18 protein-coding genes, 1 other RNA gene and 1 other annotated feature are annotated in these 20823 nt (G+C 44.8%); of the genes, 17 read left to right on the forward strand and 2 right to left on the reverse strand.

Features of this window, described 5'->3' with window-relative positions:
- Window positions 1-61: 61 nt before the first annotated feature.
- The 8 genes from comN (at window position 62) to dtd (ending at window position 9434) form a co-directional block, all read left to right on the forward strand.
- Entirely contained in the window at window positions 62-358 is a 297-nt protein-coding gene (comN, locus tag NYE22_RS07610) for a post-transcriptional regulator ComN (RefSeq protein WP_004398498.1), read from the forward strand.
- A 38-nt stretch (window positions 359-396) separates the two neighbouring features.
- Window positions 397-2610 carry a protein translocase subunit SecDF gene (gene secDF, locus NYE22_RS07615; RefSeq protein ID WP_015251564.1) on the forward strand — a complete coding sequence of 738 codons (2214 nt, stop codon included), beginning with the start codon at window positions 397-399 and terminating at the stop codon, window positions 2608-2610.
- A gap of 157 nt (window positions 2611-2767) precedes the next feature.
- Window positions 2768-3265, forward strand: coding sequence for a cation:proton antiporter regulatory subunit (locus NYE22_RS07620; RefSeq protein ID WP_003229739.1), 498 nt, complete (start codon window positions 2768-2770; stop codon window positions 3263-3265).
- A 75-nt stretch (window positions 3266-3340) separates the two neighbouring features.
- Window positions 3341-3664 (forward strand): lipopolysaccharide assembly LapA domain-containing protein, encoded by a 324-nt coding sequence (locus tag NYE22_RS07625; protein ID WP_003229740.1) that lies wholly within the window; start codon window positions 3341-3343, stop codon window positions 3662-3664.
- 66 nt (window positions 3665-3730) lie between these two features.
- Window positions 3731-6091, forward strand: a complete 2361-nt coding sequence (recJ, locus tag NYE22_RS07630; protein WP_003246110.1) for a single-stranded-DNA-specific exonuclease RecJ — start codon at window positions 3731-3733, stop codon at window positions 6089-6091.
- A gap of 5 nt (window positions 6092-6096) precedes the next feature.
- Window positions 6097-6609 (forward strand): adenine phosphoribosyltransferase, encoded by a 513-nt coding sequence (locus NYE22_RS07635; RefSeq protein WP_003229745.1) that lies wholly within the window; start codon window positions 6097-6099, stop codon window positions 6607-6609.
- Between the two features lie 167 nt (window positions 6610-6776).
- Complete coding sequence (relA, locus tag NYE22_RS07640; RefSeq protein ID WP_003229747.1) at window positions 6777-8981, forward strand: GTP diphosphokinase; 2205 nt, start codon at window positions 6777-6779, stop codon at window positions 8979-8981.
- Between the two features lie 12 nt (window positions 8982-8993).
- Window positions 8994-9434, forward strand: a complete 441-nt coding sequence (gene dtd, locus NYE22_RS07645; RefSeq protein ID WP_004398689.1) for a D-aminoacyl-tRNA deacylase — start codon at window positions 8994-8996, stop codon at window positions 9432-9434.
- Window positions 9435-9460: 26 nt separating this feature from the next.
- Here dtd and NYE22_RS07650 read toward each other — a convergent pair whose 3' ends face one another.
- Window positions 9461-11017: an SH3 domain-containing protein gene (locus tag NYE22_RS07650; protein WP_161986231.1), complete on the reverse strand. Its 1557-nt coding sequence runs from the start codon at window positions 11015-11017 to the stop codon at window positions 9461-9463.
- A gap of 132 nt (window positions 11018-11149) precedes the next feature.
- Between NYE22_RS07650 and NYE22_RS07655 the strand changes: the two genes are divergently transcribed.
- From NYE22_RS07655 to NYE22_RS07675, 5 genes are all read left to right on the forward strand, one after another.
- Window positions 11150-11320: a YrzK family protein gene (locus tag NYE22_RS07655; RefSeq protein ID WP_004399157.1), complete on the forward strand. Its 171-nt coding sequence runs from the start codon at window positions 11150-11152 to the stop codon at window positions 11318-11320.
- 59 nt (window positions 11321-11379) lie between these two features.
- Window positions 11380-11612, forward strand: a binding site (T-box leader).
- A gap of 89 nt (window positions 11613-11701) precedes the next feature.
- On the forward strand, window positions 11702-12976 hold the full coding sequence (gene hisS / locus NYE22_RS07660; RefSeq protein ID WP_014480430.1) for a histidine--tRNA ligase: 1275 nt from the start codon (window positions 11702-11704) through the stop codon (window positions 12974-12976).
- Between the two features lie 13 nt (window positions 12977-12989).
- Window positions 12990-14768, forward strand: coding sequence for an aspartate--tRNA ligase (gene aspS / locus NYE22_RS07665; RefSeq protein ID WP_161986230.1), 1779 nt, complete (start codon window positions 12990-12992; stop codon window positions 14766-14768).
- A 60-nt stretch (window positions 14769-14828) separates the two neighbouring features.
- Window positions 14829-15021: non-coding RNA, 6S RNA (gene ssrS / locus NYE22_RS07670), on the forward strand.
- A gap of 88 nt (window positions 15022-15109) precedes the next feature.
- On the forward strand, window positions 15110-15874 hold the full coding sequence (locus tag NYE22_RS07675; RefSeq protein ID WP_163116854.1) for a tRNA threonylcarbamoyladenosine dehydratase: 765 nt from the start codon (window positions 15110-15112) through the stop codon (window positions 15872-15874).
- Window positions 15875-15913: 39 nt separating this feature from the next.
- Here the strand turns inward: NYE22_RS07675 and NYE22_RS07680 are convergent, their stop codons facing one another.
- Window positions 15914-17179, reverse strand: coding sequence for a replication-associated recombination protein A (locus NYE22_RS07680; RefSeq protein WP_015714437.1), 1266 nt, complete (start codon window positions 17177-17179; stop codon window positions 15914-15916).
- Between the two features lie 202 nt (window positions 17180-17381).
- Between NYE22_RS07680 and cymR the strand changes: the two genes are divergently transcribed.
- The 4 genes from cymR to NYE22_RS07700 all read left to right on the forward strand — a co-directional run bounded on the left by cymR (window position 17382) and on the right by NYE22_RS07700 (window position 20808).
- Window positions 17382-17798, forward strand: coding sequence for a cysteine metabolism transcriptional regulator CymR (gene cymR / locus NYE22_RS07685; RefSeq protein WP_003225879.1), 417 nt, complete (start codon window positions 17382-17384; stop codon window positions 17796-17798).
- A gap of 18 nt (window positions 17799-17816) precedes the next feature.
- Window positions 17817-18956, forward strand: a complete 1140-nt coding sequence (locus tag NYE22_RS07690; protein ID WP_169037781.1) for a cysteine desulfurase family protein — start codon at window positions 17817-17819, stop codon at window positions 18954-18956.
- 30 nt (window positions 18957-18986) lie between these two features.
- Window positions 18987-20102, forward strand: a complete 1116-nt coding sequence (mnmA, locus tag NYE22_RS07695; protein ID WP_004398509.1) for a tRNA 2-thiouridine(34) synthase MnmA — start codon at window positions 18987-18989, stop codon at window positions 20100-20102.
- A gap of 85 nt (window positions 20103-20187) precedes the next feature.
- Entirely contained in the window at window positions 20188-20808 is a 621-nt protein-coding gene (locus tag NYE22_RS07700) for a tetratricopeptide repeat protein (protein WP_166444025.1), read from the forward strand.
- Window positions 20809-20823 lie beyond the last annotated feature (15 nt).

The raw sequence follows: 20823 nt of genomic DNA on the forward strand, positions 1-20823 counted from the left end.
TATATGTCGTCCAAGCATGACAAGTCTTCTTGAAAAACAATAAAAAAGGAGCGTGGAATTCGTGGAGAAGCATCCAGCCGATCTATATAAAGACCACGTCAGGCCGTTTCTTTACAGCAAACTGGAAGAGTTTAAGATTCTCGGGTATGATGATGTTGAACTCGAAAGTTTGTGGTCATACTTAACAGATAAGAAGTGGAAAAAGAAAACGGAACTGAGCATTTATGAACTGGCGAGTGATATTTTATCAGTGAAAATTGGCGAATTTATGAACTATGCAACCGTTGAGTCATTTAAAACGTCTAATTGGCTGGGCAGTGAAGAGGGCCAGGAAGCATTGGAAGAACTGCTGAGATAGCAGGTTGATTTGCACAGGTTTAAGGGAGGATATACATAATGAAAAAAGGACGCTTGATTGCGTTTTTCCTTTTCGTTCTATTGATCGGCACGGGCTTGGGCTACTTTACGAAGCCTGCCGCTAACAATATTACGTTAGGATTGGATTTGCAAGGCGGATTTGAGGTGCTGTATGATGTACAGCCTGTAAAAAAAGGTGACAAAATCACAAAAGACGTTCTGGTCAGCACAGTAGAGGCACTGAACCGCCGGGCCAATGTTCTCGGTGTCAGCGAACCGAACATCCAAATTGAAGGGAATAACCGGATTCGCGTTCAGCTCGCAGGTGTGACAAACCAAAACAGAGCGCGTGAAATTTTGGCGACTGAAGCGCAGCTTTCTTTCAGAGATGCAAATGATAAGGAACTGTTAAACGGTGCTGATTTAGTCGAAAACGGCGCTAAACAAACTTATGATAGCACAACAAATGAGCCAATTGTCACGATTAAGCTGAAAGACGCTGATAAATTTGGTGAAGTGACCAAGAAGGTCATGAAAATGGCGCCAAACAACCAGCTTGTCATTTGGCTGGATTATGATAAAGGTGATTCCTTTAAGAAAGAAGTTCAAAAAGAGCATCCTAAATTTGTATCCGCTCCAAATGTAAGTCAGGAGCTAAATACAACTGATGTAAAAATTGAAGGTCATTTCACAGCTCAAGAAGCAAAAGATTTAGCCAGCATTTTAAACGCAGGCGCACTTCCTGTGAAACTGACTGAAAAGTATTCGACATCAGTAGGCGCACAATTCGGCCAGCAGGCTCTCCATGATACGGTGTTTGCCGGTATTGTCGGTATCGCAATTATTTTCTTATTTATGCTTTTCTATTACCGTCTGCCGGGATTAATCGCGGTGATTACGCTGTCTGTTTATATCTACATTACACTCCAGATCTTTGACTGGATGAATGCCGTACTCACGCTTCCGGGAATTGCCGCTCTCATTTTAGGTGTCGGGATGGCTGTTGACGCCAACATTATTACCTATGAGCGGATTAAAGAAGAGCTCAAGCTAGGAAAGTCAGTCCGCTCTGCCTTCCGTTCAGGAAACAGACGGTCATTTGCGACGATTTTTGACGCGAATATTACAACCATTATTGCAGCGGTTGTGCTCTTTATCTTTGGGACAAGCTCTGTTAAAGGGTTTGCGACAATGCTGATCCTATCGATTTTGACAAGCTTTATCACTGCCGTTTTCTTATCGAGATTTCTCCTCGCTCTCCTTGTGGAAAGCAGATGGCTTGATCGGAAAAAAGGCTGGTTTGGTGTCAATAAGAAACATATCATGGATATTCAGGATACGGATGAAAATACAGAGCCGCATACGCCATTCCAAAAATGGGATTTCACGAGCAAACGCAAATACTTCTTTATTTTCTCCAGTGCGGTCACGGTTGCCGGGATTATTATCCTGCTTGTGTTCAGGCTGAATCTTGGCATTGACTTTGCAAGCGGTGCACGGATTGAAGTACAAAGCGACCATAAGCTGACGACAGAGCAAGTTGAGAAGGATTTTGAATCTCTGGGTATGGACCCTGATACTGTAGTTCTGTCAGGCGAAAAGAGCAATATCGGTGTTGCCCGTTTTGTCGGGGTGCCAGATAAAGAAACCATAGCAAAAGTAAAAACGTATTTTAAAGACAAATACGGATCAGAGCCAAATGTCAGCACAGTTTCACCGACAGTCGGTAAGGAGCTGGCAAGAAATGCGCTGTACGCAGTTGCTATAGCTTCTATTGGCATCATTATTTACGTTTCAATCCGATTCGAATACAAAATGGCGATTGCTGCCATCGCCTCATTGCTATATGACGCATTCTTTATCGTCACGTTCTTCAGTATTACAAGGCTTGAGGTAGATGTTACATTCATCGCGGCCATCTTGACGATAATCGGGTATTCCATTAACGATACAATCGTTACATTTGACAGGGTCCGCGAGCATATGAAAAAGCGTAAGCCGAAAACCTTTGCCGATCTGAACCATATTGTAAACCTGAGCCTGCAGCAAACCTTTACACGTTCAATTAACACTGTATTAACCGTTGTGATTGTTGTTGTGACATTGCTGATCTTTGGAGCATCTTCTATTACTAACTTCTCAATTGCTTTATTGGTCGGGCTGTTAACAGGCGTTTATTCTTCTCTATACATTGCCGCACAAATTTGGCTTGCATGGAAAGGAAGAGAACTGAAAAAAGATTCGGCGCAATAAAAAATATCAGGCTGTCCTCTGCAGGGCAGCCTGTTTTTTGAAGTTTCATTGAACTTAAAATAGACATTTGCTATAATGACATACGCTTACATTTAAACATATATATGGTGTTAAAAGTGTTTATGGCTGGTTTTCAGATATGTAGGAGGGTTTATATATGAGGGTTCGCGAATCAGAGCTGCCGGGCATAGGACAAAAAGTTGAAATGATTACTAGAAACCGTGATAAAATTTCAATTATCATTCATCATGACGGACGGAGAGAGCTTTACTATTTTGACGAAAACGACCATGAGGAATGTGTTGCCTCCGTGCAGTTTGATGACGCTGAAGCAAGGCAAATGTCTGCAATTCTTGGCGGAATGGCATATAAACCGAAAGCATTAGAACAGGTCGAGTCAGCCCTTGATGATTTGATTATAGAGTGGTGTAAAGCAGAGGCGGGAGCGCCTGCCATTCATCAGACGATTGGTGATTTGAATGTGGGTCAGGAATATCATGTGACGGTCATTGCAATTGTTAAAAAGAATCAGGATAAACAACTGAATCCGAGCTCTGAAACAGTCATTGACGAAGGCGATACACTTGTGATTTCCGGTGAGGGAACCGGACTGAAGAGGCTGATCCGGGAAAAATTAACAGCAAAGGGAGCTTAACCTAGTGTTAAGCCATGTTTAAAACCAGTCTTGATAGGGAAAGTTACCTCAATAAGAAGTTTGGGGGAAAAGAGAATGAATAAACAATGGACCATTATTTTCGCACTTATTTTCACCTTAATTGTCGCTATTTTCGCAGTCATTAATGTTCGATCCGTAGAAGTTGATTACCTGTTTGGAAGATCAGAATGGCCGCTCATTCTTGTTATTTTGGGCTCAGTTTTAATGGGAGCACTGATCGTATTTTCTGTCGGCATTTTTCAGGTAATGAAATTGAAGCGGGAAATAAAAACCTTGCGGAAAGAAAATAGAACAGCAATACATAAACAAGAGGATACTCATCTTGCTGATCAGACTGACACACAGGATGCATCAGCCATGATTGAGAAAAAAGACTAGTTTTCGAATATTATTTGAAACCCCTCAGCCTGCTCTAGTATAATAGGGTGGTTGAGGGGTGAATTTATGTTAGCGTCAAAAATGCGATGGGAAATCCAGCGACCAGATCAGGATAAGGTCAAATCACTCACAGAACAATTGCATATAACACCTCTTGTTGCGTCCCTGCTTGTAAAAAGAGGCTTTGATACGGCAGAAAGCGCTAGGCTGTTTTTACATACAAAGGATGCCGATTTTTATGATCCTTTTGAAATGAAAGGCATGAAAGAAGCGGCAGATCGAATAAAACAGGCGATTTCACAACAAGAAAAGATTATGATATATGGCGATTATGACGCCGATGGGGTTACAAGTACGTCAGTGATGCTTCACACGCTGCAAAAACTGTCGGCTCAAGTTGATTTTTATATACCTGACCGTTTTAAAGAAGGATATGGACCTAATGAACAGGCGTTTCGTTCGATTAAAGAACGGGGCTTCTCTTTGATCATTACGGTTGATACAGGAATTGCCGCTGTGCATGAAGCGAAGGTGGCAAAGGAACTCGGACTGGATGTCATCATTACCGATCATCATGAACCGGGACCGGAGCTTCCGGATGTCCGTGCGATCGTCCACCCGAAGCAGCCTGGCTGCACTTACCCGTTTAAAGAGCTTGCCGGGGTTGGAGTCGCGTTTAAGCTTGCCCACGCTTTATTGGGTGAACTTCCTGATGAACTGCTTGACCTGGCGGCTATCGGCACCATTGCCGATCTAGTCCCGCTGCATGACGAAAACAGATTAATAGCAACACTAGGACTTGAAAGGCTTCGACGGACAAATCGGCTCGGCTTAAAAGAGCTGATTAAGCTGTCAGGCGGAGACATCGGAGAAGCGAACGAAGAAACAGTCGGATTTCAGCTCGCACCAAGGCTGAATGCCGTCGGAAGAATCGAACAGGCGGATCCCGCTGTTCATTTGCTTATGTCAGAGGATTCGTTTGAAGCGGAAGAGCTTGCCGCAGAAATTGACCAGCTGAACAAAGAGCGCCAAAAAATGGTCAGCAAAATGACGGATGAAGCGATTGAAATGGTTGAACAGCAAGGGCTCGATCAAACTGCAATTGTCGTGGCCAAAGCCGGATGGAACCCGGGAGTCGTCGGGATTGTGGCTTCAAAGCTTGTGGACCGTTTCTACCGACCGGCCATTGTTCTTGGTATTGATGAAGAAAAGGGAATCGCTAAAGGTTCGGCCCGAAGCATCAGAGGATTTAATTTATTTGAGAGCCTTTCTGAATGCAGAGATATTCTTCCTCATTTCGGCGGCCATCCAATGGCTGCGGGGATGACGCTGAAAGCCGAAGATGTGCCGGATTTGCGAAGCAGGCTGAATGAAATAGCGGACAATACGCTTACGGAAGAGGATTTTATTCCCGTACAGGAAGTCGACCTTGTCTGCGGCGTCGAAGACATTACAGTTGAAAGCATCGCAGAAATGAACATGCTGTCTCCTTTTGGCATGCTGAACCCGAAACCGCACGTTCTCGTAGAAAATGCAGTACTGGAAGATGTCCGCAAGATAGGGGCAAATAAAACTCATGTCAAAATGACGATCAGAAACGAGTCGTCCCAGCTTGATTGCGTCGGTTTTAATAAAGGCGAGCTTCAAGAAGGCATCGTACCGGGTTCAAGAATTTCCATTGTCGGTGAGATGTCAATCAACGAATGGAACAATCGAAAAAAGCCGCAGCTTATGATAAAGGATGCCGCTGTTTCTGAATGGCAGCTGTTTGATTTAAGGGGAAAACGGACGTGGGAAGACACAGTTTCCGCCCTTCCATCTGCTAAACGGGCCATTGTCTCTTTCAAAGAAGACTCAACAACATTACTTCAAACTGAAGACCTTCGCCGAGAAGTGCACGTCATCAGTTCTAAAGATCAAGCAAAGGCGTTTGACCTCGATGGTGCATATATTGTATTACTGGATCCGCCGCCTTCGCTGGACATGCTCGCACGTTTGCTGGAAGGAAAGGCGCCCGAGCGGATATATTTTATTTTTCTCAATCATGAGGACCACTTTTTATCAACTTTTCCCGCAAGAGACCACTTTAAATGGTATTATGCGTTCTTGCTGAAAAGAGGCGCTTTTGACGTGAAAAAACACGGTTCAGAGCTTGCAAAACATAAAGGCTGGTCCGTTGAAACAATCAATTTCATGACAAAGGTGTTTTTTGATCTCGGTTTTGTTAAAATAGAGAATGGTGTGCTGTCTGTTGTGAGCGGAGCAAAGAAACGCGACTTAACAGACTCACAAACATATCAGGCGAAACAGCAGCTGATGGAACTGGATCAAAAGCTGAATTATTCTTCTGCTGAAGAGCTGAAGGAATGGCTGAATAAGCTGATGAAACAAGATTCAGAGGCTTATGAAAGTACGAGGAGGACATAAAACAGATGGATTTAAAACAATACGTAACAATTGTACCGGATTACCCGAAAGAGGGCGTGCAATTTAAAGATATTACGACACTGATGGATAAAGGCGATGTATACCGCTATGCCACAGATCAAATTGTTGAATATGCGAAAGAAAAGCAAATTGATTTGGTCGTTGGCCCTGAAGCGCGCGGCTTTATTATCGGCTGTCCCGTTGCTTACGCGCTTGGCGTAGGTTTTGCGCCGGTCCGCAAAGAAGGCAAGTTGCCTCGTGAAGTAATCAAAGTGGATTATGGCTTGGAATACGGAAAAGACGTATTAACGATCCACAAAGATGCGATTAAGCCTGGTCAGCGTGTGCTTATTACAGATGACCTGCTTGCGACAGGCGGCACAATTGAAGCGACAATCAAACTTGTTGAAGAACTTGGCGGCGTTGTTGCTGGTATCGCTTTCTTAATCGAGCTTTCTTACCTTGACGGCAGAAATAAGCTCGAAGATTACGACATCTTAACATTGATGAAATACTAAGGATAACCGCATAACGAAAAAGCACTCCATGTCAGGGTGCTTTTTTCCTATTGTTTTGCATTTATTTTATATAATATTTGGCTATTTGAACTTCTGCTCTTTACATCTTTCGTTTTTTTCTTGATAATAAACTACAATACAGTTTACATTTTAAAAAAGGTGATTCCATGGCGAACGAACAAGTATTGACTGCCGAGCAAGTTATAGATAAAGCGCGCAGCTATCTATCTGATGAGCATATCGCATTTGTCGAAAAAGCATATCTGTACGCTGAAGATGCTCATCGCGAGCAATACCGCAAATCGGGCGAGCCATATATTATTCATCCGATTCAGGTTGCGGGGATTCTCGTTGATCTTGAAATGGACCCTTCCACAATCGCGGGCGGATTTTTGCACGATGTCGTGGAAGATACAGATGTGACGCTCGATGACCTGAAAGAAGCATTTTCCGAAGAAGTGGCAATGCTTGTAGACGGCGTAACGAAACTCGGCAAAATTAAATATAAATCTCAAGAGGAACAGCAGGCGGAAAATCATCGCAAAATGTTTGTCGCTATGGCTCAAGATATCAGGGTCATATTGATCAAGCTGGCGGATCGTCTTCACAATATGCGGACACTGAAACATCTGCCTCAGGAAAAACAGCGGAGAATCTCCAATGAAACGCTGGAAATTTTTGCTCCTTTGGCGCATCGTCTCGGGATTTCAAAAATTAAGTGGGAATTGGAAGATACGGCGCTCCGTTATTTGAACCCTCAGCAATATTACAGAATTGTCAACCTCATGAAGAAGAAACGTGCAGAACGTGAGCTTTATGTCGATGAGGTTGTCAATGAAGTGAAGAAACGTGTCGAAGAAGTAAATATCAAGGCTGACTTCTCGGGACGTCCGAAACATATTTACAGCATTTATCGAAAAATGGTGCTGCAAAATAAGCAATTCAATGAAATTTACGATTTGCTGGCTGTCCGTATTCTTGTGAATAGCATAAAGGACTGCTACGCGGTGCTTGGCATCATTCACACATGCTGGAAACCGATGCCCGGCAGATTCAAAGATTATATCGCAATGCCGAAGCCGAATATGTATCAATCGCTTCATACAACGGTTATTGGGCCTAAAGGCGATCCGCTTGAAGTGCAGATCCGCACCTTTGAAATGCATGAAATAGCGGAATACGGGGTTGCGGCTCACTGGGCTTATAAAGAAGGGAAAGCAGCCAATGAAGGTGCAACCTTTGAGAAAAAGCTTTCTTGGTTCCGTGAAATTTTAGAATTTCAAAATGAATCGACAGATGCAGAAGAATTTATGGAATCGCTCAAAATTGATTTGTTCTCTGACATGGTGTATGTCTTTACGCCAAAAGGAGATGTAATCGAGCTTCCGTCCGGTTCTGTTCCGATTGACTTTTCTTACCGGATTCACTCTGAAATCGGCAATAAAACAATCGGTGCCAAAGTAAACGGAAAAATGGTTACGCTTGACCATAAGCTTCGGACAGGTGATATCGTTGAAATTCTCACCTCTAAGCATTCCTACGGCCCGAGCCAGGATTGGGTGAAGCTTGCCCAAACATCCCAAGCGAAGCATAAAATCCGTCAATTCTTTAAGAAACAGCGGCGTGAAGAAAATGTCGAAAAAGGCCGTGAGCTGGTCGAAAAAGAAATTAAAAACTTGGATTTTGAATTGAAGGATGTTTTAACGCCGGAGAATATTCAAAAGGTTGCTGACAAATTTAATTTCTCAAATGAAGAGGATATGTACGCGGCGGTCGGTTACAACGGCATCACAGCTCTGCAGGTGGCGAACCGCCTAACAGAAAAAGAGAGAAAGCAGCGCGATCAGGAAGAACAGGAAAAGATCGTTCAGGAAGTCACTGGGGAACCTAAGCCATACCCGCAAGGAAGAAAACGGGAAGCTGGCGTTCGTGTCAAGGGCATTGACAACCTCCTTGTCCGTTTATCAAAATGCTGCAATCCTGTGCCAGGTGATGATATTGTCGGCTTTATCACAAAAGGCAGAGGGGTTTCGGTCCATCGCGAAGACTGTCCGAATGTCAAAACGAATGAAGCCCAAGAGCGGCTGATCCCGGTAGAGTGGGAGCATGAGTCACAAGTTCAAAAGCGCAAGGAATACAATGTTGAGATAGAGATTCTTGGGTATGACCGCCGCGGATTGCTGAACGAGGTGCTCCAGGCAGTGAATGAAACGAAAACAAATATTTCATCTGTCTCTGGCAAATCGGATCGCAATAAAGTGGCAACCATCCATATGGCGATTTTCATACAGAATATCAATCACTTGCACAAAGTCGTCGAGCGTATTAAACAGATTAGAGATATCTACTCTGTGCGCCGCGTCATGAACTAAAGGGGTTAGAAAATGAGATTAGTTGTTCAGCGAGTAACAGAAGCAAGCGTTACAGTGGACGAAGAGGTCGTCGGCCAAATTGGACAAGGCCTTATGGTGCTGGTCGGCATCACTCACGATGATACAGAAGATGATGCAGCTTATTTAGCCGATAAAGTTGTCAATCTCCGTATTTTCGATGACAGTGAAGGGAAAATGAATCTGTCTCTTGTAGATATAGGAGGAGAGATTTTATCCGTCTCACAGTTTACGCTTTATGGAGATACGAAAAAAGGGCGCCGGCCGAACTACATGAACGCGGCCAAACCTGATAAAGCTTTAGGTCTTTATGAAAAATGGAATGACCTGCTTCGTGAAAAAGGAATCAAAGTGGAGACCGGAACGTTTGGAGCAATGATGGATGTTCAGCTTACAAACTCCGGACCGGTCACGCTCATTATGGATTCAAAATAAAAAAAGCTGCCAAAAGGCAGCTTTTTTTATTGGAAGTATTTCTCTAATCCGCTTTCGATCCCATCCGTTACTTTTTCTTGGTATGAATTGCTATGTACAATGGCTTCTTCCTGCGGATGGCTTACATATCCCAGCTCGTACAGCATAGCGGGCTGTCTGTTTTCCCGGAGCACATAATAATCTCCGAATAATACGCCGCGGTCTGGAATGGAAGAACGCTTCACCACTTCTGAGTGGACATCTGATGCGAGTTCCTGATCTTTGGCAGGACTGTAGTAATATGCTGTACTGCCTCTTGTAGAGGTATCCGCATAGCTGTCATAATGAATGCTGATAAAGGCGTCAGCGTTACGGTAGTGAGAGGTAGAGACCCGTGACTGCAGGCTGACAAAGGTATCATCCTGGCGTGTCACATATACATCCGCTCCAGCCGATCTAAGTTTGCTGGCGAGCAGTTTTGCCGTTTTGATCGTCAGGTTTTTCTCGAATTTCCCCGAATACCCGATCGTTCCGCTGTCTTTTCCTCCATGTCCCGGGTCAACAATAATCGTTTTATTGTTTAGAGAGCCGTTTCCAGACGGGGAATCAGAGACTGGCGGTTCACCTGCTTCTTCTGCGCTTTTAGACGTTTGGACCACCCAATTGGCTACATAAGCAGTTTGCCCGTTATCAAGCTTTATTTCATACCAGCTTCCCTTTGAACCGGTAATGGTGTATGAATCTCCTTTGGCAGCGCGCTCAACGATCGAAGCTGATGTTGACGCATCACTTCTTAGATTCGTTCCTCCGTACATGATATAGGCTTTTTTAGCGGAGGATGAACTGCCGGCATTTGCTGAATCATCAGCTGGAACAGAACTAGTCAAAAGGTAATGGCTTGCAACCCAGCCTTTTAGCCCGTTCACCTCAATGTGAGCCCAGCCATTTTTCTCGTTGAGAACCGTCAGTTTCGTTCCGCGATCAAGTTTTGTTATAATTGCCGCGTCATGTGAGGCGGAGGCTCTTACATTTAGCGAAGAAACACCGACTGTGCCCGTCGTTGACGCACCGGAATCCTCGGTTTGGTCACTCTCATCAGACGCTGAACTGCTGCCTCCTGATGTGACATATTCAGATGATACCCACCCGGTGGCACTGTGATAGGATATCTTGATCCAGCCCGAATCTTTATCAATGATAGATGCTTGGCTGCCTTGCGGGAATTTGCCGATGACTTCGTAGGAAGTGCCCGGGCCGCTTCTCATCCGCAGATCGGGGTCTGTTGATGTCACAGTGTCACTGCTTCCTGAGGAGCTTGTGCTGGCCTGGTCTTCCTTTGTAATAAGCCAGGAGACTACCCAGCCCTTTTCTCCGGAACCAAGCTGTATCTGCACCCAGTCTCCATCTTCCTTTAAAATTGGATAGCGTTCTCCCTTTTTTACTTCCGCTGTAATGCCGTAGCTAAGCCCAGGGCCGCTTCTGACGTTCATTTCATCTGTTGCGATGACCGCTTCTCCTTGAGCAGCTGTAACGGATGAAAAGGTCGGGAATAGCGCTGCGGTGAAAATAATACATACAATAAGGACAAAGTATTTCTTGTTCATTGTGTCCTCCTTTCTGATGATCATTAAAAAAGCATTCTTGTTTAATATCGTAAAGTCCTTTCTGATTTTTAAATAAAAATAAAATGATTTGTTTATACTAAGCGTAAATACAATCAAAAAGGTGTGCAAATCATGAAATATCATCCAAAAATGGGACGTGCATTTCACGACGGTGAAGCGAATCTGCATTACAGCGATCACGCAGATCCCGATACGACTGGTTATCTTACGGAAACAGCATCTGAATTTGGTCTTATGTCCAAAGAAGCAGCGCTGAGGAAAAACAACCGGAATAAAGCTTGACAGAGAACCCCAATCCCATTATTATAATAGAAATTGAGTACATAGCAAATGATGAAAGATTTGAACCAATAATGGAGAAGAGTAGGTCAGATTGCATGATTAGAGAGGAACCCGCCCTAGGCTGAAAGCGGATCCCATTGCGTCTTTCTCGAAACAACACTCCGGAGGTTTCCTGCTGAACGCGTGAATAACGCCATTAGGCAGTGAACGTGAACCTGCGTTAAAGGATCGAGCGGGAATATGAACGTATTCCAACTAGGGTGGCACCACGGGTATAACTCTCGTCCCTACTATCATGTATAGTAGGGGCGGGAGTTTTTTTCATTTTCATCATTAACGATCATTGGATATTTTATAAGGAATACATAAGGAGGTCTACCTATGGGATATAACATTCCGAGAGGAACACAGGATATTCTGCCTGGAGAATCAGATCGCTGGCAGTATGTTGAACAAATTATGAGAGACACTTGCCGCACTTATCAATATAAAGAAATCCGCACACCGATTTTTGAGCATACAGAACTGTTTGCCAGAGGCGTCGGAGAATCAACGGATATCGTACAAAAAGAAATGTATACCTTCGAGGATCGCAAAGGCAGAAGCCTGACGCTTCGTCCGGAGGGAACAGCTGCTGCGGTTCGCGCCTTTAATGAAAACAAGCTGTTCGCAAATCCTGTACAGCCGACAAAGCTTTATTATGTCGGGCCGATGTTCCGTTATGAACGTCCTCAGACGGGCCGTTACCGCCAGTTTTATCAGTTTGGAATTGAAGCGATTGGTTCGAAAGACCCTGCAATCGACGCTGAAGTAATGGCGCTTGCGATGAGTATTTATGAAAAAGCAGGTTTAGAAAACGTTAAGCTAGTCATAAACAGTCTCGGCGATCAAGATAGCCGCAAAAGCTACAGAGAAGCGCTCGTGAAACACTTCGAGCCTCGCATCGAAGAATTTTGTTCAGACTGCCAGTCACGACTGCACACGAACCCGCTTAGAATCTTGGACTGCAAAAAAGACCGAGATCATGAGCTGATGAAATCAGCGCCTTCGATTTTGACATATTTAAATGAAGAATCAGCCGCTTATTTTGACAAAGTGAAACAATACTTAAATGATCTTGGCATTTCGTATGAAATCGATCCGAACCTTGTGAGAGGGCTGGATTATTACAACCACACCGCATTTGAAATTATGAGCAATGCGGAAGGCTTTGGCGCGATTACGACACTTGCCGGCGGCGGACGCTACGACGGGCTTGTCGAACAGATCGGCGGACCTGAAGCACCGGGCATCGGATTTGCGATGAGCATCGAACGCTTGCTTGCCGCAATTGATGCTGAAAAAAGAGAGCTGCCTGTTGATAAGGGAATCGACTGCTATATCGTCACACTCGGCGAAAAAGCAAAGGATTATTCTGTTTCATTGGTGTACAAACTGAGAGAAGCAGGCATTTCCAGTGAAATCGATTATGAAAATAAGAAAATGAAAGGCCAGTTTAAAACAGCTGATCGCTTAAATGCCAGATTTATTGCGATTTTGGGTGAAGATGAGCTTGCCCAAAACAAAATCAATGTAAAGGATGCACAGACGGGCGAACAGATTGAAGTGGCACTTGATGAATTTATACATGTGATGAAGGCAAACCAAAAGGGATAAGGAGTGAAACGCATTGTTTGGAAGAACATATTATTGCGGTGATATAACTGAAAAAGCAATTGGCGAATCTGTAACGCTGAAAGGCTGGGTCCAAAAAAGACGAGACCTCGGCGGATTGATTTTTATTGACTTGCGTGACCGTACGGGAATTGTTCAAGTCGTTTTCAACCCCGATGTGTCAAAAGAAGCGCTTGCTGTTGCGGAAGGCATCAGAAATGAATACGTGCTTGATGTTCAAGGAAAAGTAGTGGCGCGGGAAGAAGGAACAGTCAATCCGAATTTGAAGACAGGTGCGATCGAAATTCACGCTGACGGAGTGACAGTACTAAGTGCTGCAAAGACGCCTCCATTTGCGATTTCTGATCAAGCAGAAGAAGTGTCAGAGGACGTTCGTTTAAAACACCGTTACTTAGATTTGCGCAGACCGGCTATGTTTCAAACGATGCAGATGCGTCATAATGTGACGAAAGCTGTCCGCAGCTTTTTAGATGAAAACGGGTTTCTTGATATTGAAACGCCGATTTTAACAAAAAGCACGCCTGAAGGCGCACGTGACTACTTGGTGCCGAGCCGTGTGCACGAAGGTGAGTTCTACGCGCTGCCGCAGTCTCCGCAGCTATTTAAACAGCTTCTGATGGTATCAGGCATTGAACGGTATTATCAGATTGCCCGCTGTTTCCGTGATGAAGACTTGCGTGCGGACCGCCAGCCTGAGTTCACGCAAATTGATATTGAAATGTCCTTTATGAGCCAGGAAGACATTATGTCATTGGCTGAGGATATGATGGCAAAGATTATGCGTGAAACAAAAGGCGTGGAAATTAAGCTTCCTCTTCCTCGAATGACGTATGACGAAGCAATGAACAAGTACGGTTCTGATAAACCGGATACGCGTTTTGACATGCTTTTGACAGATGTGTCTGACATTGTGAAGGATACGGAATTTAAAGTATTCTCATCAGCTGTAGCAAACGGCGGTGTGGTCAAAGCCATCAACGTAAAAGGCGGTGCCGGCGATTACTCCAGAAAAGACATCGATGCTCTTGGCGCTTTTGCTGCAAACTATGGGGCGAAAGGACTTGCCTGGGTGAAAGTTGAACCAGACGGAGTGAAAGGACCGATCGCTAAATTCTTTGATGAAGAAAAGCAGTCTAAGCTGATTGAAGCACTTGATGCTGCTGAAGGTGATTTGTTGCTGTTCGGAGCGGATCAATTTGAAGTTGTGGCCGCATCACTCGGCGCGCTGCGTTTAAAGCTTGGGAAAGAGCGTGGGCTGATTGACGAAAACCTGTTCAATTTCTTATGGGTCATTGACTGGCCGCTATTAGAGCATGATCCTGAGGAAGGCCGTTTCTACGCAGCGCACCATCCGTTCACAATGCCTGTCCGGGAAGACCTTGAGCTGATTGAAACAGCGCCTGAAGACATGAAAGCACAAGCTTATGACCTCGTTTTAAACGGCTATGAGCTTGGCGGCGGTTCAATCCGTATTTTTGAAAAGGATATTCAGGAAAAAATGTTTGCGCTTCTCGGCTTCTCACCAGAAGAAGCGGCTGAACAGTTCGGATTCCTGCTGGAAGCATTTGAATACGGCGCTCCTCCGCACGGCGGAATCGCACTTGGCTTAGACCGTCTCGTTATGCTTCTCGCAGGACGTACGAACCTGAGAGATACGATTGCATTCCCGAAAACGGCAAGTGCAAGCTGCCTGATGACAGAAGCGCCAGGCGAAGTAAGCGACGCTCAGCTTGACGAGCTTCATCTTTCTATCAAGAAAAAAGTTAAGAACTGAATGTGCAGTTCGATTCTTGAAAATCAAAATCGTCTGTGATATGATTTTGACAAGTTAAATAAAGTCCTGATGTGTTAGTTGTACACCTAGTTTTGACCGAACATTTTTTTGATTTGGGAGCCCGCATTTTTAAATGGCGTACATGCCTCTTTTCATTCGGTAAAGAGGACTTACAAGATTTAAAAGAGGGCACCCACCTGCTGAGAGCGGGTTCAAAACAAAGGAAAGCTGCAACGGCACTATTGGGACTTTATTTTTTGTGCGCAGAAAAAACGGCTGCTCATGGATCAGCCATTTTCATTTTATAGATGAAACCAGAATACGAATGTGGAGTGAGGTTCTTGTTACACCAGTTTTCACGCAATGAATTAGCTATCGGAAAAGAAGGCCTTGAAACGCTGAAAAACAGCACGGTGGCTGTGCTTGGGGTCGGCGGAGTCGGATCGTTCGCGGCAGAAGCGCTCGCGCGGTCAGGCGTCGGCCGCATTCTGCTTGTCGACAAAGATGATGTGGACATTACAAATGTAAACCGTCAGCTTCACGCGCTGCTTTCAACTGTGGGACAGCCGAAAGTTGATTTAATGAAGGAGCGGATCGCAGACATTAACCCGGAGTGCGAAGTGATCGCGTTAAAAATGTTCTATACGGAAGAAACGTATGAGCAATTTTTTGACTATGATCTTGACTATGTCATTGATGCGTCAGACACCATTTGTTATAAAATACATTTAATGAAAGAATGTCTAAAACGGGATATTCCGCTCATCTCCAGCATGGGTGCTGCAAATAAAACGGATCCGACACGCTTCCAAATCGCTGATATCTCAAAAACGCACACTGATCCAATTGCGAAGGTCGTCCGTACGAAATTACGCAAAGAGGGGATCAAAAAAGGCGTTCAAGTGATTTTCTCTGATGAAAGCCCGATTGTCATTCGGGAAGATGTCAGAAAAGAAGTGGGAAATGACGAAGCGAAAATCCGTAAAGCAAAAATGCCGCCTTCCTCTAATGCTTTTGTGCCGTCAGTTGCAGGTTTGATTATGGGCGGACATGTTGTCATGGATCTTTTGAAAGACATTGAAATCAAACGTGTGAAGGATAAATAATGCATAAAAACAGCCTTGATGATCAAGGCTGTTTTTGTTTTATTTTCTTTTCATTAATTTATCGTACACCTGCTTTAAGGCGGATTCGAATTTTCCAGTCTGTTTCGGCTTATAGTATTGCTTATTTTTCAGAGGATCAGGGAGGTATTGTTGTTCGACCCAACCGTTGTCGTAATTGTGCGGGTATTTATAGTCGATTCCTCTTCCTAATTCCTGAGCTCCTTTATAATGCGCGTCTTTTAAATGCTTCGGGACATCACCAATTTTTCCGGCTCTGATATCTGCCAGGGCCTCATCGATTGCCAGAATGGCAGAGTTTGATTTCGGTGAGAGGCAAAGCTCAATAACTGCGTTGGCCAGCGGGATTCGCGCTTCAGGAAACCCGACTCGCTCAGCGGTCTGAATAGCGTTCAGCACTCTAGGGCCGGCTTGCGGGCTTGCTAAACCGATATCTTCATAGGCGATAACAAGCAATCGTCTTGCGATGCTCTCCAGATCACCGGCTTCAATTAATCTAGCCAAATAGTGAAGAGCAGCGTTGGCATCAGAGCCGCGGATCGATTTTTGAAAAGCGGACAGTACATCATAATGCGCGTCACCATCTTTATCGTGAGAAAAGCTTTTTTTCTGCAAGCATTCTTCCGCGGTTTCTAATGTAATGTGAATTTCACCGTCTGCTGACTCCTTCGTTGACAACACGGCAAGCTCAAGCGCATTTAAAGCGGAGCGGACATCTCCTCCGCATCCGTGGGCAAAATGCTCCATCGCCTGATCATCAATGGATACAGAATAGGTGCCAAGGCCCCGATGCTCATCATGGAGCGCACGTTCCAGTGCCTGTTTAATCAAATCAGGTGTTAACGGTTCAAGCTCAAAAATCTGGGTCCGGCTTCTGATCGCCGGATTAATGGCATGATACGGGTTAGCCGTCGTTGCTCCGATCAAAATAATCATCCCGTTTTCTAAATAGGGTAATAGAAAATCCTGTTTTCCTTTATCCAGTCTGTGGACTTCATCCAGAATCAAAATCACTTGGCCGGACATCTTGGCTTCCTGAGCTACGATTTCCATATCTTTTTTATTGTTAATGACAGCATTCAGCTTTCGAAAAGCAATACTTGTTGAACCGGCGATTGCTGTTGCGATTGATGTTTTTCCAATTCCGGGCGGCCCGTACAAAATCATGGATGACAAATGTTTTGCCTGGACCATTCTGCCAATAATTTTATCTTCAGCCACCAGATGCTGCTGGCCGATAATATCCTCTATTTTTGTCGGACGCATCCGATATGCCAATGGCTTCATCTATCATCTCTCCTTACTTAATTACAGGGTAACGGAAAACCGTACATTAGAAAAGGGTAAAGGCCCCTTTCCTTCTGCCTCAATGAAAATTCGCTGAAGGTATGTTATAATAACAGTTGGTCTATAAGATAATAAACGGACGAAACATATAGAAATTACCATTATAAATGTGGAAAATCATGAAATAACAGAGGTGTTCATGTTGAAAATATCAACTAAGGGAAGATACGGGCTCACCATTATGATCGAGCTTGCAAAAAAGCACGGTGAAGGCCCGACTTCATTAAAAAGCATCGCACAGACGAATAATTTGTCCGAGCATTATTTGGAGCAGCTGGTATCGCCGCTCAGAAATGCCGGTTTAGTGAAAAGCATCAGAGGCGCATATGGCGGATATGTATTAGGCAGTGAGCCGGATGCCATTACCGCGGGAGATATTATCCGTGTGCTTGAGGGGCCGATCAGCCCTGTTGAAGTGCTGGAAGATGAGGAGCCTGCCAAGCGTGAGCTCTGGATTCGCATCCGGGATGCTGTAAAAGAGGTTTTAGACAGTACAACATTAGAGGATCTTGCCAGCTATACAGACGGAGAGCAAGAAGCTTATATGTTCTATATTTAGATCAGAGGTGTAAACATAATGGAACGGATTTATTTAGATCATGCCGCAACGTCTCCGATGGATGAGCGCGTGCTGGAAAAAATGATACCGCACTTCTCCGGCAGTTTCGGTAATCCCTCCAGTATTCATTCATTTGGCAGAGAATCTCGAAAATGGGTGGATGAAGCAAGAGCGCAGATCGCAGCAGAAATCGGAGCGGCAGAGCAGGAGATCATTTTTACAAGCGGGGGAACGGAAGCTGATAACTTGGCGATCATGGGAACCGCACTTGCAAGAAAAGATCTTGGCAGACATATCATCACAACAAAAATTGAGCATCACGCCGTGCTTCACACATGTGAAAAACTTGAGGAAGACGGATTTGACATAACGTATCTGGACGTTGACCAAAATGGGAGAGTCAGTGCAAAACAGGTGAAAGAAGCACTGCGTGATGATACAATCCTTGTGACAGTGATGTATGGAAATAATGAAGTTGGAACAGTGCAGCCGATCGAAGAAATCGGTGTGCTGTTAAAGGAACACAAAGCTTATTTTCATACCGATGCTGTTCAGGCATTCGGGTTGCTGCCAATTGATGTGAAAAACAGCCATATTGACCTTCTGTCTGTTTCCGGGCACAAGCTCAACGGGCCAAAAGGGACAGGCTTTTTATATGCTAGTAAAGATGTGAAGCTTTCACCGCTTTTATTCGGAGGAGAGCAAGAAAGAAAACGCCGTGCCGGAACCGAAAATGTTCCAGGCATTGTCGGGCTGAAAGAAGCGATCAAGCTGTCAAGTGAAGAACGGGACGAAAAAAACGAGAAGTATCAATCGTTTAAAGCAATCTTTGCCGACACGCTTAGAGATGCAGGTGTGGCATTCGAGATCAACGGGGACAAAGAGCATAGTCTGCCGCATGTTCTGAATCTTTATTTCCCCGGTGTGTCAGTGGAAGCGCTGCTGGTCAATCTTGATATGGCGGGTGTCGCTGTCTCCAGCGGTTCAGCGTGTACGGCCGGTTCAGTCCTGCCGTCACATGTTCTGACTGCTATGTTCGGCGAAGAGAGTGACCGGCTGACGTCCTCTATTCGAATCAGCTTCGGCCTCGGCAATACGGCTGAGCAAGTGAAAACTGCTGCCAAACATGTGGCCGACGTTGTCAAACGGCTGACATAATAAGGCGGCGTAGTAATTGGAGTGAATGAAATGGAAAAACGGCCGGAGGATACAAGAGTCGTCGTCGGCATGTCCGGCGGAGTAGACTCATCTGTGGCGGCCCTGCTGTTAAAAGAACAGGGCTATGATGTAATCGGAATCTTTATGAAAAACTGGGATGATACGGACGAAAACGGTTTTTGCACGGCGACAGAGGATTATGAAGATGTGATCCGCGTCTGCAACCAAATCGGAATTCCGTATTATGCCGTAAACTTTGAAAAGCAATATTATGAGAAGGTATTTCAATACTTCCTTGATGAATATAAAGCAGGCAGAACACCAAACCCGGATGTACTGTGCAACAAAGAAATTAAATTCAAGGCCTTTTTGGAGCATGCATTGTCACTTGGCGCCGACTATTTAGCGACTGGCCACTATGCAAGAGTAGACAGAAGCGGCGGAAAAGTCAGAATGCTGCGCGGCATTGATGAAAACAAGGATCAAACGTACTTCTTGAATCAGCTGACAGAAGATACGCTGAGCAAAGTCATGTTCCCGATCGGTGAACTTCAAAAAAGCCGTGTGCGTGAAATTGCCAAAGAAGCAGAACTTGCAACAGCGACGAAAAAAGACAGTACAGGCATCTGCTTTATCGGCGAACGCAACTTCAAAACGTTTCTCAGCCAATATCTCCCTGCACAGCCGGGCGATATGATGACGATGGACGGCGAAGTAAAAGGCCGCCACGACGGGTTGATGTACTACACGATCGGACAGCGTCACGGCCTTGGCATCGGCGGAAGCGGCGAGCCGTGGTTTGCGGTAGGGAAAGATCTTGAAAAGAACATCCTCTACGTAGATCAAGGGTTCCATAACCCTCTTTTATATTCCGATAAAATCACAGCAACAAATATCAGCTGGGTACGTTCGGATATCATGAAGGGCGAAGAGATTTCCTGCACGGCTAAATTCCGTTACCGCCAAGAAGATCATAAAGTAACGGTGCGCATGACTGGCGAGGGTGAAGCGGAAGTCATCTTTGATGAACAAGTCCGCGCTGTAACGCCGGGACAAGCCGTTGTCTTCTATGACGGCGAAGAATGCCTTGGCGGCGGGACAATTGATGATGTGTACAAAGACGGAACAAAATTGTGGTACGTATAAAAGATGAAAAACCTCAACACTGAGTTGGGGTTTTTTAATGAAAGGAAGATGATCGGTGGATTATAATCAACTCGGTATAGAGGCGATGCAGGAAGGCGATTACGAGAAAGCGGCAGAGGCATTTACAAAAGCGATTGAAGAAAATAAAGAAGACGCGATTCCGTATATCAATTTTGCCAACCTGCTTTCATCCGTAAACGAGCTGGAACGTGCGCTTGCGTTTTATGATAAAGCGCTTGAATTAGACAGTAGCGCAGCCACTGCTTATTATGGAGCAGGAAATGTCTATGTTGTAAAAGAAATGTACAAAGAAGCCAAAGACATGTTTGAAAAAGCGTTACGTGCGGGGATGGAAAACGGTGACCTGTTTTACATGCTCGGAACGGTACTTGTCAAGCTCGAACAGCCTAAGCTTGCACTGCCATATTTACAAAGAGCGGTCGAACTGAATGAAAACGATACGGAAGCGCGTTTTCAATTCGGGATGTGCTTAGCCAACGAGGGCATGCTGGACGAAGCGCTCAGCCAATTCGCAGCTGTGACAGAGCAAGACCCAGGGCATGCAGATGCATTTTATAATGCCGGTGTCGCTTATGCTTATAAAGAAAACCGAGAAAAAGCGATTGAAATGCTGGACAAGGCAATTGATATCCAGCCAGATCATATGCTTGCGCTTCATGCTAAAAAACTGATTGATCCATCATAACAGGCACAGGAGGAG

It is taken from the genome of Bacillus sp. FSL K6-1560 (assembly GCF_038592935.1).
GTDB classification, from domain to species: Bacteria; Bacillota; Bacilli; order Bacillales; family Bacillaceae; genus Bacillus; species Bacillus subtilis.